This window comes from Pseudomonas sp. PB106, from assembly GCF_009764645.1.
Taxonomy (GTDB): domain Bacteria; phylum Pseudomonadota; class Gammaproteobacteria; order Pseudomonadales; family Pseudomonadaceae; genus Aquipseudomonas.
This window is the reverse complement of sequence record NZ_RWIM01000140.1, coordinates 1-13,333: the sequence shown is the minus strand read 5'-3', so window position 1 is coordinate 13,333 and position 13,333 is coordinate 1. Positions and strand designations below refer to the sequence as shown.

Annotated in this window: 15 protein-coding genes and 1 pseudogene; 6 read left to right on the top strand and 10 right to left on the bottom strand. The window is 59.6% G+C overall.

The annotated features are described in order from the left end of the window. Positions 1 to 83: 83 nt before the first annotated feature. Positions 84 to 980 carry a LysR family transcriptional regulator gene (locus EJA71_RS19045; protein WP_158959185.1) on the bottom strand — a complete coding sequence of 299 codons (897 nt, stop codon included), beginning with the start codon at positions 978 to 980 and terminating at the stop codon, positions 84 to 86. Positions 981 to 1,100: 120 nt separating this feature from the next. Between EJA71_RS19045 and EJA71_RS19040 the strand changes: the two genes are divergently transcribed. After that, positions 1,101 to 1,859, top strand: coding sequence for an SDR family NAD(P)-dependent oxidoreductase (locus EJA71_RS19040; protein ID WP_158959184.1), 759 nt, complete (start codon positions 1,101 to 1,103; stop codon positions 1,857 to 1,859). A 131-nt stretch (positions 1,860 to 1,990) separates the two neighbouring features. On the opposite strand, the gene EJA71_RS19035 is transcribed toward EJA71_RS19040, so the two are convergent. After that, positions 1,991 to 2,428 carry a multidrug/biocide efflux PACE transporter gene (locus EJA71_RS19035; RefSeq protein ID WP_158959183.1) on the bottom strand — a complete coding sequence of 146 codons (438 nt, stop codon included), beginning with the start codon at positions 2,426 to 2,428 and terminating at the stop codon, positions 1,991 to 1,993. 89 nt (positions 2,429 to 2,517) lie between these two features. Here EJA71_RS19035 and EJA71_RS19030 point away from each other — a divergent pair, with 89 nt between their 5' ends. Next, entirely contained in the window at positions 2,518 to 3,372 is an 855-nt protein-coding gene (locus tag EJA71_RS19030; protein ID WP_158959182.1) for a LysR family transcriptional regulator, read from the top strand. A gap of 228 nt (positions 3,373 to 3,600) precedes the next feature. On the opposite strand, the gene EJA71_RS19025 is transcribed toward EJA71_RS19030, so the two are convergent. The 3 genes from EJA71_RS19025 to EJA71_RS19015 are packed head-to-tail and all read right to left on the bottom strand — an operon-like array spanning position 3,601 to position 5,645. Next, a complete protein-coding gene (locus EJA71_RS19025; protein WP_158959181.1) occupies positions 3,601 to 4,842 on the bottom strand; it encodes an RNA polymerase sigma factor in 1,242 nt (413 codons plus the stop codon). Next, the gene (locus tag EJA71_RS19020) at positions 4,835 to 5,179 is read right to left on the bottom strand and encodes a YciI family protein (protein WP_008081988.1); all 345 of its coding nucleotides are present in this window, start codon (positions 5,177 to 5,179) and stop codon (positions 4,835 to 4,837) included. The genes EJA71_RS19025 and EJA71_RS19020 overlap by 8 nt, the downstream gene beginning before the upstream one ends. 40 nt (positions 5,180 to 5,219) lie before the next feature. Beyond that, positions 5,220 to 5,645, bottom strand: a complete 426-nt coding sequence (locus EJA71_RS19015; RefSeq protein ID WP_158959180.1) for an SgcJ/EcaC family oxidoreductase — start codon at positions 5,643 to 5,645, stop codon at positions 5,220 to 5,222. Positions 5,646 to 5,784: 139 nt separating this feature from the next. Here EJA71_RS19015 and EJA71_RS19010 point away from each other — a divergent pair, with 139 nt between their 5' ends. After that, positions 5,785 to 6,270, top strand: coding sequence for a GNAT family N-acetyltransferase (locus EJA71_RS19010; protein WP_158959179.1), 486 nt, complete (start codon positions 5,785 to 5,787; stop codon positions 6,268 to 6,270). A 10-nt stretch (positions 6,271 to 6,280) separates the two neighbouring features. Continuing rightward, positions 6,281 to 6,508, top strand: a pseudogene (locus tag EJA71_RS19005) (pyridoxamine 5'-phosphate oxidase family protein); the annotation flags it as partial. 136 nt (positions 6,509 to 6,644) lie between these two features. Here the strand turns inward: EJA71_RS19005 and EJA71_RS19000 are convergent. The 3 genes from EJA71_RS19000 to EJA71_RS18990 form a co-directional block, all read right to left on the bottom strand. Then, a complete protein-coding gene (locus EJA71_RS19000; RefSeq protein ID WP_158959178.1) occupies positions 6,645 to 7,133 on the bottom strand; it encodes a GNAT family N-acetyltransferase in 489 nt (162 codons plus the stop codon). 120 nt (positions 7,134 to 7,253) lie between these two features. After that, complete coding sequence (locus tag EJA71_RS18995) at positions 7,254 to 7,748, bottom strand: GyrI-like domain-containing protein (RefSeq protein ID WP_158959177.1); 495 nt, start codon at positions 7,746 to 7,748, stop codon at positions 7,254 to 7,256. A 66-nt stretch (positions 7,749 to 7,814) separates the two neighbouring features. Beyond that, on the bottom strand, positions 7,815 to 8,477 hold the full coding sequence (locus EJA71_RS18990; RefSeq protein WP_158959176.1) for a LysE family translocator: 663 nt from the start codon (positions 8,475 to 8,477) through the stop codon (positions 7,815 to 7,817). 139 nt (positions 8,478 to 8,616) lie between these two features. On the opposite strand from EJA71_RS18990, the gene alaC reads away from it, so the two are divergent. After that, positions 8,617 to 9,834: an alanine transaminase gene (gene alaC, locus EJA71_RS18985; protein ID WP_158959175.1), complete on the top strand. Its 1,218-nt coding sequence runs from the start codon at positions 8,617 to 8,619 to the stop codon at positions 9,832 to 9,834. Positions 9,835 to 10,011: 177 nt separating this feature from the next. Here alaC and EJA71_RS18980 read toward each other — a convergent pair whose 3' ends face one another. Both EJA71_RS18980 and EJA71_RS18975 read right to left on the bottom strand, forming a co-directional pair. Then, entirely contained in the window at positions 10,012 to 11,367 is a 1,356-nt protein-coding gene (locus EJA71_RS18980; protein ID WP_064389183.1) for a GntP family permease, read from the bottom strand. A gap of 82 nt (positions 11,368 to 11,449) precedes the next feature. Further along, positions 11,450 to 11,983 carry a gluconokinase gene (locus tag EJA71_RS18975; RefSeq protein ID WP_158959174.1) on the bottom strand — a complete coding sequence of 178 codons (534 nt, stop codon included), beginning with the start codon at positions 11,981 to 11,983 and terminating at the stop codon, positions 11,450 to 11,452. Positions 11,984 to 12,198: 215 nt separating this feature from the next. Between EJA71_RS18975 and EJA71_RS18970 the strand changes: the two genes are divergently transcribed. Beyond that, positions 12,199 to 13,230 carry a LacI family DNA-binding transcriptional regulator gene (locus EJA71_RS18970; protein ID WP_158959173.1) on the top strand — a complete coding sequence of 344 codons (1,032 nt, stop codon included), beginning with the start codon at positions 12,199 to 12,201 and terminating at the stop codon, positions 13,228 to 13,230. Positions 13,231 to 13,333: the final 103 nt, after the last annotated feature.

The window sequence follows — 13,333 nt, the reverse complement described above, 5'->3', positions numbered from 1 at the left end:
CCTGTTTTTAAAGATCAAAAGATCGCAGCCTGCGGCAGCTCCTACAGGTAGCCGTATCAGATAGATATAGTCCCAGGTGTTGGTTAGAGCGCGGAGCGAATCAGATCGCCGAGCCAATCCATAAATACCCTGACCCGCAACGGCAAATGCCGTTGCCGGGCATACAGCAACGAAATCCCCATCGCCGGCGCCGTAAATTGCGGCAACACCGTCACTAACTCACCATTTTCCAAGTGCGGTTGCATCCCGGTGCGCGGCACCTGTGTCAGACCAAAACCACCAAGACATGCCGACTCATACGCATCGGTGCTATTGACCGTGATACTGCCAGCCATCGGCAAGCGTTTCACCTGCCCGCCCTCTTCGTACACGAAGCCTTCGGATCGCGAACCCAATACGCCGACGTAATGCACCAACCGATGCTGCGCCAGATCTTCCAGCGTCTGCGGCACGCCGTAGCGTTCGAGGTACGCCGGGCTGGCGCAGTTGATCATCGGGAAGTCGCCCAAGTGGCGTGCCACCACCGATTGATCCGGCTGCGCGCCGATGCGCACGACGCAATCGAAACCCTCGCTGAGCAGATCGACGCGGCGGTCGGTGCTGCTGATTTCCAGCTCCAGGTTCGGGTGGCGATCCATGAACTGCGGCAGACGCGGCATGACCAGCCGTCGCGCAAGAATGTTCGGCATGTCGACACGAATCCGCCCGGTCAGCGAAGCCTCATCCTGGCGAAACAAGCCTTCGATCTCGTCCATGTGCGAGAGCAGATCCTTGCTGCGTTCGTACAACACCAGACCGTCCTGCGTCGCCTGCACCTTGCGCGTGGTGCGTTGCAACAGGCGCGTGCCGAGCAGCGCTTCGAGCGCCTGCACGTGCTCCGACACCGTAGAACGTGGCAGCCCGAGATTCTCGCCCGCGAGGGTGAAACTCGACAACTCGCTGACCCGCACGAAGGTGCGCAGCAGTTCCAGTTTGTTCATGGCAGGGCCTTTGATTGTTCGGCTGAGCCGATCAGTGATTCCGATTTCAGTCTGTTTATCACCTACCGGCGGATAAATACACTGAGTTCCATCACCACTCACCGCAATCGAGGAAGTCCCATGAATCGTAAAATCGCATTGATCACTGGCGCCAGTCGTGGCCTCGGCAAAAACGCCGCCCTGCACCTTGCTGCTCAAGGCGTCGACATCATCGGCACTTACCACAGCCGCGCCGATGAAGCGCAGGCGCTGGTCGTGGAACTGGAAAAACTCGGCGCCAAAGCCGTGATGCTGCAACTGGACGTTGGCCGCAGCGAAAGCTTTGCCGAGTTCGCCACGCGGGTCGAGCAGGCGTTACAGCAAACCTTCGAACGTCAGCGTTTTGATTTTCTGATCAACAACGCCGGAGTGGGCCTGCACGTGAGTTTCGCCGAGACCAGCGTTGAGCAATTCGACATGCTGATGAACGTGCATTTCAAAGGGCCGTTCTTCCTGACTCAACAACTGCTGCCACTGATCAACGACGGCGGCCGGATCATCAACATCTCCAGCGGCCTCGCGCGTTTCACCATCCCGGGCGCCAGTGCTTACGCGGCGATGAAAGGCGCAATTGAAGTGCTGACCCGCTATCAGGCGAAAGAGCTGGGCGCACGACAGATTGCTGTGAACACCCTGGCGCCGGGTGCGATTGAAACCGACTTTGGTGGCGGTACCGTGCGCGACAATGCGGCGGTCAATGCGATGGTCGCCGACAACACTGCGCTGGGTCGCGCCGGCCAGCCGGATGATATTGGCGGGGCGCTGGCGTTGTTGCTGTCACCGGGGGCGCAGTGGATCAATGGTCAGCGGGTTGAGGCTTCGGGCGGGATGTTCCTTTAACTCACCGCACACACATCCCCCTGTAGGAGCTGCCGAAGGCTCGGGCCGCGTTCGGACGATCTGTTGATCTTGCTGTTAAAAATCAACATCAAAAGATCGCAGCCTGCGGCAGCTCCTACATGGAGGCCGGGTTAACCCTCGCAAACGCGGCGCGTCATGAAGCGCTCCCGCACCACGTCATACCCCCAGTGATACACGTAGGTGTACGGCAGGAAGAACAGCAATACGCCGATGTCGAGCAAGAACGCTTGCCACAGGCTGACCGACAGCCACCAGGCAATCAGCGGCACGCCCATCACGATCAGGCCACCTTCAAACAGCAAGGCATGCACCCCCCGCACCCAGGCGTTGTGATCGACATTCATGCGCGCAAGCATGCGGTCGAAGAAGCGGTTGAACACCACGTTCCAGGCCAGCGCCAGCACCGCGATCAATACGGTCACCGCGCCCATTTCCAGCATCGGTTTTTTCATGATCCACGCCAGCAACGGCGTGCAGATCAGGATGGCCAGCAGTTCGAAACCAACCGCTTGGAAGATACGTTCAGTGAGGGATTTGTTGGCCGTCATGACCAGACTCCTTGAGTGAAGATGGTTGCCATGATCCATCCTCAAACCGATACTTCATAACCAATAACCATCGATCAAGGCGATAGTTGATGATCTCTCAGGAAGTGCTGTTGGCATTTGTGCAGGCGGCCACGCAGGGCTCGTTTTCCGCAGCGGCGCGCAAGTTGGGGCGCAGTCAGTCGACCATCAGCGCGGCAGTGGCCAGTCTGGAGATCGATCTGGATCTGGTGCTGTTCGACCGCAGCAGTCGCAAACCGACGCTGACCCCGGCCGGCCACGTGATGCTGCAACGCGCCGAAGCGATTCTCGCCGCCAGCAGTCGTCTGGAAATGACCGCGCGACAGTTGTCCCAAGGCGTCGAGCCGAAACTGACCGTGGCGATTTCCGACACTTATCAGTCGTACCGTTTTGAAGCGGCGTTGGTCGGGTTCGAACAGCGTTACCCGGATCTGGAGCTGGAATGCCTGATCGCCGAATGCGATGACTTGATCGAGCTGGTGCAACGGGGTCGCGCGCATCTGGCCTTCGCCGAAATGCAGGACAATTATCCAGCGGATCTGGCGACGTCGACGGTGGCCGAGCGCACGGAGATCGCCTTGTTCGTCAACCGCGACCACGCGTTGGCTAAACTTGATCACGTTGATCAGCAGGTGCTGGAGCAGCATCGCGAGCTGCGTCTGGCGACCATCGTCAATCCGTATGACAGCCGTGGCAAAGGGCGGGTGTGGTCGGCGCCGAGTTATCTGATGCTGCTGGAAATGGCCGAGAAAGGTTTTGGCTGGGCCCCGTTGCCGCGCTGGCTGGCGCAGCGGTTCGGCAATGATTTGCTGGTGGAGTTAAAGGTGCGCGGCTGGCCGAAACCGGTGTTTGTCGACGCGTTGTGGTCGCGGCTGTATCCGCCGGGGCCGGCGGGGAGTTGGTTGTTGAGCAAGATGCTGGAATAGCAGCGCTGCCAATCGCTGGCAAGCCAGCTCCCACAGGTAGCGAGGTGTTCATTGATTTTGTGTACGACGCGGACACTGTGGGAGCTGGCTTGCCAGCGATGGCGTCAGCCCAGACACCCTTATCAAGCCGCTTCGATCATCACCGACGTATGGATTCAATAACGATCCTGCAAGTCGGTGAAACTCTCCAATATCCCCCAATCAATCCCCTCTCCCCCTGGGAGAGGGCTAGGGTGAGGGCAATTCCAGCGCCGAAAGCCGTCCTTCAATAAACCGCCGTTCCGGCTCTTGCCGTGTCAATTCCAAGGCCCGCACATACGCCGCCCTCGCCTCCTCCACCCGACCCAACTGCCGACAAAACTCCGCCCGCGCCGAATGCGCCAGGTGGTAATCCTGCAATTCGCCGCGATCAAGAATTCCTTCAATCAAATTCAACCCCGCCAACGCGCCATCACGTTTGGCCACCGCCACCGCCCGGTTCAACTCGATCACCGGCGACGGCACCGCGCGCAATAGCACGTCATACAAACCAACGATCTGCTGCCAATCCGTGTCCGTCGCCGTCGGCGCTTCGGCATGCACCGCCGCAATCGCCGCTTGCAAACAATACGGGCCGAACCGCCGCGTGCTCAGTGCACGCTCAACCAACGCACACCCTTCAGCAATCAACCCGGCGTCCCAGCGCGAGCGATCCTGATCATCCAGCAGCACCAATTCACCGTCCAGCGAGGTGCGCGCCGAGCGCCGCGATTCGTGCAACAGCATCATCGCCAACAGCCCCATGACTTCCGGCTCCGGCAGCAATTCCATCAACAACCGCCCCAGCCTGATCGCCTCGCGCGTCAGGTCTTCACGGGTCAACTCGGCGCCGACCGACGCCGAATAGCCTTCGTTGAACACCAGATAAATCACCCGCAACACGCTGTCGAGGCGTTCGGGCAGTTCGCTCAGGCTCGGTACTTGATAAGGGATTTTTGCATCACGGATCTTGGCTTTCGCCCGCACGATGCGCTGGGCAATCGCCGCCGGTGCCGAGAGAAACGCACGAGCGATTTCCTCGGTGGTCAGGTCGCAGACCTCACGCAGCGTCAACGGCACTTGCGCATCCGCCGCCAGCGCCGGGTGGCAGCAAGTGAAGATCAGCCGCAGACGATCGTCTTCCACGTCTTCGCCACTCCAGTCGGCCTGTTCGAGTTCTTCCAGTTGCGCCACCAGCAACGGCTGCGAGGCCTTGAACCGCGCGCGGCGGCGCAACACGTCTATCGCCTTGAAGCGCCCGGTGGACACCAGCCAAGTGCGCGGATTGTCCGGCACGCCGTCGCGCTGCCAGCGTTCGACCGCGACGAAGAACGCCTCGTGCAAGGCTTCTTCGGCGAGGTCGAAATCGCCGAGCAGCCGAATCAGCGTCGCCAGAATCCGCCGCGAGTCTTCGCGATAGACCTGCTCGACCCGCGCCCGAACCTCAGACATTCAACTGCCGCACCGGGCGCACTTCAACGCTGCCAACCCGCGCCGCCGGAATGTTGCCGGCGACCTGAATCGCCTCGTTGAGGTCCTTGGCGTCGATCAGGTAGAAACCGGCGAGCTGCTCCTTGGTTTCGGCAAACGGGCCGTCGGTGATCGACAGTTTGCCGTTGCGCATGCGCACCGTGGTGGCGGTCTGCACCGACTCCAACGCTTCGGCGGCAACCATCCGTCCGCTGCCCTGAATCGACTCGGCGTAGGCCCAGCACTCGGCGTCTTCCGGGCTGTCGGGCGAAGAATGCAGCAGACGTTCATCGCTGTAGACCAGGCATAAATACTTCATGGCGTTCTCCTGAATCGGACGGATCAACTATGGCTGAAGATCAGGGCGTCACATCGAACAGGGTCGCGCCGCTCATCGGATCGAACGGCGCCGACCAGTGTTCATGGGCGATTTTCCAGGCCCCGCCGACCTGCCGATAACACGCGGTGACGCGCATCCAGCAACTCTGGGTTTCGCCTTTCTCATTGGTGCCGCCGCAGTTGGCGACCCAGTGGGCGAAGGCGATGTTGTCGGCGCTTTCGATGGCGATTTCGTGGAATTCGAAGATGTGCGGGCCGGGGCACATTTCCATGCACGCCACCCAGTGTTCGCGGTAGGCCGGTTTGCCTTTGAATTGCAGGGCCTTGATTGCATCGAACGAGACGATGTCGTCGGCGTACAACGCCATGACTTTCTCCACGTCCTTGGTCATGACGGCTTCGCGGTAGGTGTTGATCAGGGTCTGGATTTCAGTGTCTGCGCTCATGGTGTTCTCCGTGGTTTTTGTTGTGAAGACACCTTTAGTCGTTCGCCGAACAGGCAGATCGACAGATGAAACAAAAAAAATCCGCGAAGGACAAAATCGCTAGAATCGGCGACTTATCTTGTAGGAAAAGGGAATTCCCGTGTCAGCCCAACTTGTGCCGTACGACAGCCTGAACGCTTTGCAGCGTGAGCAAGTCGAGGCGATTGAAATTCATGCCGAGCAGATCAAATTCTCTGGCGATATTCATGGCGCGTTGCACACGCTGCTGTCGAAGCCCGGCCCCGGCGTGAAGGGTTTTGCCTTGCTGGCGGATGAAGTGCCGGTGGCGTTTCTGCTACTCAAGCGCCCGCCGGTGTTGCCCGCCTGGGCCGATGAACACAGCGCCACGTTGCATGCGTTGCAGGTTGATCGACGCGCGCAGGGCAAGGGTTACGGCAAAGCGTGTTTGCTAGCGCTGCCCGAGATTGCGCGCCAGGCCTGGCCGGAGATCAAGGGGCTGGAATTGTCAGTGGACGCCGATAACGACGCGGCCATCGCGCTGTATGCCAAACACGGCTACGTTGACAGCGGCGAGGCGTACAAGGGCCGGATCGGTTACGAGCGGCGCATGGGCCTGGTGTTCTAAGTTATCGGGGGTGCAGGGCAAACCGGCGAAAACCGTGTTGCTGGTGACGGTGGAGGCGGCATTTTTTTCATTGCTCGAAAGGTTCGTCCGTTCGGATGCGTGGAATCCTGAAACGCATCTGCCGCGCTCGGCCCTGCCCTCTGCTGGTGCCTTCCACAAATGCCTGAATGACGGCGAGTTCGATGCCGAGTCCTACGACCGGGAAGCGCCGAAACGGGTAACCGACACTCTCTACTGACACTCTCGTAGATGATCGTTCCCATGCTCCGCGTGGGAATGCCTCTTGTGACGCTCTGCGTCACGACTTTGGGACGCGGAGCGTCCCCGGCTGCATTCCCACGCAGAGCGTGGGAATGATCAGCAGCGGGGTTGAATCAGAGGGTGAGGATCATCTCGTGCCACGCCATGCCGCCGTGATCCGACTCCGACGGTTTGATGTAGGCAAAGCCAAACCCGGCATACAGCGGAATGTGCTTCTCTTTGCACATCAGGTGAATCGTCGCCTTGTCCATCCCGCGCATACGCTCGATGAACTCACCCATCAAGCGCTTGGCCAAACCCTGCCCCTGATAATCCGGGTGCACCACCACCGACATGATCACCACATTCGGGCCTTTCGGGTCATGGCCGACCAGTTCCTTGAACGCCTCGTCCGACATCTGCACATCGAACGCCGCGCCGGAATTAACGAACCCGGCTACCTCGCCATCGACTTCAGCCACGACAAAACCTTCCGGCCAAGTGGCGATGCGCGTGGCAATTTTCTCCCGGGTGGCCGCCTCATAGCCTTCGTAGGCAACGGTTTCGATGGCGTAGCAGCGGTCCAGGTCGGTGGCGGTGACGTTGCGGATGATGGTGTTCATGGCGGCTCGGAAATCAGCAGAATAAAGTGCCAAAAGCATAAAGGAATCACGGGGGCATATCGATCCGCGCACGGCGCAGACGCATGAGGCGGGTCAGTGATCCGCCTCATCGGCGGTAGCTCAAGCCTTGCTATCGACCGGCACGCAGATTTCCAGTTTGCCGGTGTGCAGGCGCGGATTGAAATCAGCGCTGTAACGCTCCAGCTCCGGGGCATTCAGTTCCACGTAGTGGGAGTTCGGCAACCAGGTTTTGTAGATGTATTGCAGGGTTTGCGGCAACTGATCGAGCGGCCCTTGATGTTCAAACACAGCGTACTGGCGAGGCAGCACTTCGACCCAGCGATAGACGTCCTGCGGCAGCTCATCAAGCTTGCTGATCTCCACCCCGGCGATGTAATCGAAGCCGCCCTTGCCGTCGAAATTGCAGCAGACGCCGTAGGTCACTTCGCCTTTCTGCCCGGGAATCCGCCCCAGGTGCGGCAGGAATTTCTCCCACAGCGCCGGGATGTCCTTGGCGGTGTCTTGGGTAAATCGATCGCCAAATCCTGCAATCAGCAGGAAGTGTCCATGTTCGAAGCGAGGTTCAGCCACTTCGACGCGTGTTTGCTCATCCATGACTCGACTCCTGGCACAAAAAGGGATTCGGCTGAGAGTATAGAAAGCCGAATCCAATTCGCACATTTACAACGCGTGCAACTGCTCGACGGCACCCGAACCGACAAATTCGTTATAGCCAGATACGATCACGTAGATTGCGAAATAGCAGAAGATCGCTGCAGATGCCATATAGGAATAGCGCAATAGCTTGTCACCCAGCAGCTTGCCGCCGTGGCTCGCGGCGAAGCACAAACCGGCCGACCACAGCAGCCCGGCGCAGAGGAAACCGCCAAGGAACAGCGCCGAACTCAGCGGGCCACCGGCGCCGGATCGAGCGATCAGCGTGCCGCCAACAGCGGCGAACCAGAGAATCGCGCTCGGCGACGACATGGCGAGGAAAATCCCCCGAAAGAATTCTTTGCGATGGGAGTTCTGCCCCACCTCGGCGGTCGCGGCCAGTTGCGCTTCGTGATGGATCGCCGAGTAAATCATCTTCGCCGCAAAGTAGATCAACAGCGCCGAACCGCCGATCCACAGCACCCAACGCACAGTTTCGTATTGCAGCAGAACCGTCATTCCGGCCAGCGCCAGCACCGCGTAAATCAGGTCGCCAACGCACGTGCCGAGGCCCAGCGCGAAGCCCTGAAAGTATCCGCGCTGCATGGCCAGCGTGATCATCGCGATGTTGGCCACGCCGATATCCAGGCACAGCGAAAGGCTCAGCAAGAAGCCGCTGGTGAATTCCATCTACCGATTTCCTTGGGACAAAATTGTTTACAAACGGGCTGGACAGTATGCCATCACTGACCTTATCTTCCGCCACAGGTCACCGCAGTGACCAGCGTCGCTCGGACGGTTCCGGGCGCTTACGTTATCCGAGGCAACAATGGCTGAACAAGGTTCGCCGCGCCGCTTTGCGCGCATAGATCGACTCCCCCCTTACGTTTTCAACATCACCGCCGAGCTAAAGATGGCCGCGCGTCGTCGTGGTGAAGACATCATCGACTTGAGCATGGGCAACCCCGACGGGGCCACACCGCCGCACATTGTCGAAAAACTCGTGCAAGTCGCCCAACGAGAAGACACCCACGGTTACTCGACGTCCAAGGGTATTCCGCGCCTGCGCCGGGCGATTTCCAACTGGTACAAACAGCGCTACGAGGTCGATATCGACCCGGAAAGCGAAGCCATCGTCACCATCGGTTCCAAGGAAGGCCTGGCGCATTTGATGCTGGCGACCCTCGATCAGGGCGATACCGTGCTGGTGCCGAACCCGAGTTACCCGATTCACATTTACGGTGCGGTGATTGCCGGCGCCCAGGTGCGTTCGGTGCCGCTGGTGCCGGACGTGGACTTCTTCGACGAACTGGAACGAGCGATTCGCGGCTCGATTCCAAAGCCGAAAATGATGATCCTCGGCTTCCCGTCGAACCCGACTGCGCAGTGCGTGGAACTGGATTTTTTCGAACGAGTGATCGCCCTCGCCAAGCAGTACGACGTGCTGGTGATCCACGATCTGGCCTACGCCGACATCGTCTACGACGGCTGGAAAGCCCCGTCGATCATGCAGGTGCCGGGCGCCAAGGACATCGCGGTGGAGTTTTTCACCCTGTCCAAGAGCTACAACATGGCCGGTTGGCGCATCGGTTTCATGGTCGGCAACCCGGAGCTGGTCAACGCCCTCGCGCGCATCAAGAGCTACCACGATTACGGCACCTTTACCCCGCTGCAAGTGGCGGCGATTGCTGCACTGGAAGGCGATCAGCAATGCGTGCGCGACATCGCCGAGCAGTATCGTCAGCGTCGCAACGTGCTGGTCAAAGGCCTGCATGAACTGGGCTGGATGGTCGAGAACCCGAAGGCGTCGATGTATGTCTGGGCGAAGATTCCTGAGGCATATGCGCATCTGGGTTCGCTGGAATTCGCCAAGAAACTGCTGGCCGAGGCCAAGGTGTGCGTCTCGCCGGGGGTTGGTTTTGGTGAGTATGGTGATGATCACGTGCGCTTTGCGCTGATCGAAAACCAGGACCGCATTCGTCAGGCTGTACGCGGGATTCGCGGCATGTTCCGGGCCGATGGCCTGGCCCCGAAAACCACTGCCTGACGCCTATCCCCACTGCCTGATCATTCCCACGCTCTGCGTGGGAATGCCGCAATGGACGCTCTGCGTCCGCTTCGGGACGCAGAGCGTCCCGGGATGCATTCCCACGCAGAGCGTGGGAACGATCCACCCACAAAAAAACCGCATCGCTGCGGTTTTTTTGTGCCTGCAAAACGCCGCTTAAACGAACAGCGACAACAGCAGGATAAAGCCCAACGCCACCACCGAGAGGATGGTTTCCATTGCCGTCCAGGTCTTGAACGTCTCGGCCACGGTCATGTTGAAGTACTGCTTCACCAGCCAGAAACCGGCGTCGTTCACGTGGGACAGAATCAGCGAACCGGCGCCGGTAGCAAGTACCAGCAACTCACGGTTAACGCCCGGAATCATCCCCACCACCGGCACCACAATGCCCGCGCCAGTGATGGTTGCGACCGTCGCCGAACCGGTGGCGATACGAATCACCGCCGCCACCAGCCACGCCAGCAGGATCGGCGAGATCTGTGCGCTGACCGCCATGTGGCCGATCACGTCGCCCACGCCGCTGGTGACCAGCATCTGCTTGAAGCCACCGCCGGCACCGATGATCAGGATGATCGCGGCGGTTGGCGCCAGGCTTGCGTCCAGCCACTTGAGCATTTGCTGGGAACCGATGCCCTGCTTGTGACCGAAGGTGTACAGCGACAGCAGCAACGCCAGCAGCAGTGCCGAGATCGGGTGACCGATCATGTCCATCCAGGTGCGGAAGAAGTGACCGTCCGGCAGCGCCACGTCAGCGAAGGTTTTCAGCAGCATCAGGAACACCGGCAGCAGCACGGTGACCAGGGTGATGCCGAAGCTCGGCAGCTTGGCCGAGTCGTCGTTTTCACGGGCCAGTTGATCGACCAGTTCCTGATTCGGATGACCCGGAATGTGCTTGGCGATGAACGTGCCGAAGATCGGACCGGCAATGATTGCAGTCGGCAGCGCAACGATCAGACCGTAGAGAATGGTCTTGCCGATGTCAGCGCCGAATACGCCGATGGCCAGCAGCGGGCCCGGGTGCGGTGGCACCAGACCGTGCACGGCGGACAGGCCGGCGAGCAGCGGGATACCGATCTTGATGATCGACACACCGGTGCGGCGCGCAACGATGAACACCAGCGGAATCAGCAGAACAAAACCGATCTCGAAGAACAGCGGAATGCCGACCAGGAACGCAGCGAACATCATCGCCCACTGGACTTTGTCCTTGCCGAACGCACGGATCAGGGTCTGGGCGATCTGATCCGCCCCGCCCGATTCGGCCATCATTTTGCCGAGCATGGTGCCCAGCGCGAGGATGATGCCGACGAAACCGAGCACGCCACCGAAGCCGTCCTGGAACGCTTTGATGATCGTGCCGATCGGCATACCGGACGTCAGGCCGAGGAACGCGGCGGCGATGGTCAGGGAAATAAACGGGTGCAGCTTGAACTTGGTGATCAGGACAATCAGTCCGATCACCGTGACCACTGCATCAAGCAGCAGAAACGCGTCGTGGGACATGCCAAACATTGGGGGTGTCTCCTGGATTGTTGTTGTTATTAAAGCGGGTTAAACAGAAGTCGGGAGGACAGCGCTATCTCTTTCAACACACTCATACCGCCTGCTTCAGACCGTTGGCTTGCCACCAGACGTGAGCCTGGGACGCCAGTTCTTCAACGCTGTGGATCGAAGCATTCAGGGCCAACGTCAACGGCTCGCCTTTCGGCGATTCGAGGGTGGCGAACTGGCTTTCGATCAGCGTGGCCGGCATGAAGTGGCCCGGACGATGGGACACACGTTCAGCGGCTACTTCAGGGGTCAATTCAAGAAACACGAAGCCCAGGCCCGGCAAGGCGCTGCGCAACACTTCGCGATAACTGTGTTTAAGGGCCGAGCAGGTCAGCACTGGGCGTTTGCCCAGCGCATCGACACGGCGCAACTCATCGCACAGGCTGTCGAGCCAGCCGGCGCGGTCGTCGTCGTTCAGGGGGATCCCCGCGCTCATCTTTTCGATGTTCGCGGCCGGATGAAAAGTATCGCCTTCAATGGCAGTGGCGCCGCTCAATTGGCACAGGGCCTCGCTGACGCACGTCTTGCCGCAACCGGCAACGCCCATGATGACCAGGGCGGTGATGGGATGACTCATATAACACCTCAGCGCGCAGACAGCGCTACCTTTGCTAGCTATGACTCTAGTGCACAGGCAGAAGTTGCCGACGCCTTCTTGTCGTTTTTTTGGGTTGCAGCAGGTTTGTTCCCAACGCCAAAAAGCGAAGATCAGGCAGGACCTCGCTTACGCATTTACAGCTGCATCAGGACAGCGCTACCTTAGTGCCTTGATTTTTGTTTGGCAAGCCGTCGATGACCACCCCTAAAAACGATAAAAATACCCGCACCACCGGCCGTCCCACCCTGAATGAAGTTGCCCGCCTGGCCGGTGTCAGTCCGATTACCGCCTCGCGTGCCTTGCGCGGGGTCAGCACCGTGGCCACCGAACTGGTGGAAAAAGTCCGGAAAGCCGCCCTCGAACTCAACTATGTGGTCAACCCTGCCGCCCGCGCTTTAGCCTCGGCGCAGAGCCATTCGGTCGTGGTGTTAGTGCCTTCGCTGTCCAACTTGTTGTTCATCGACACGCTGGAAGCCATTCATCGAGTGCTCACGCCCAAGGGCTTCGAAGTGCTGATCGGCAACTTTCACTACTCCCGTGATGAAGAAGAAAACCTGCTGCGCAACTACATGGCTTATCAGCCGCGCGGTTTCCTGTTGACCGGGTTTGATCGCACCGAAAGTTCGCGGCGAATGATCGAGGCGAGCAACATTCCTTGCGTGTACATGATGGAACTGGACAGTGCGGCTGGCGTGAACTGCGTCGGTTTTTCGCAACTGAGTGCCGGTGAAACAGCAGCCGAGCATTTACTGTCCCGTGGACGCAAACGTCTGGCGTATATCGGCGCACAACTTGATCAACGTACGCTGCTGCGCGGTGAAGGGTTTCGCAAAGCGTTGCAGAAGGCCGGGCGTTACGACCCGGACCTGGAAGTGCTGACGCCGCGTGCTTCGTCGGTGGGCTTGGGCGGCGAGTTGTTTTTGCAGTTGCTGGCGGCGCATCCGGATGTTGATGCGATCTTCTTTGGTAACGACGATTTGGCGCAGGGTGCGTTGCTCGAAGCGTTGCGCAATGGCATCAGGATTCCTGAGCAGGTGGCGATCCTCGGTTTCAACGACTTGCCGATGTCCGAACACATGGTGCCGCGCCTGAGCAGCATCAACACCCCGCGTGAGGCGATTGGCCGGCGTGCGGCGGAGCAGATGTTGACATTGATGGCGGGGAACTCGGTTGCACGCCCGGTTGAAGACATGGGCTTTGAACTGAAGATTCGCGAAAGTACCTGACTTCTGGAATCCCTGAAATTCCTGTGGGAGCTGGCTTGCCAGCGATGGCGGCAGGTCACTCAAAACTGGGTTGGCTGACACACCGCTATCGCTGGCAAGCCAG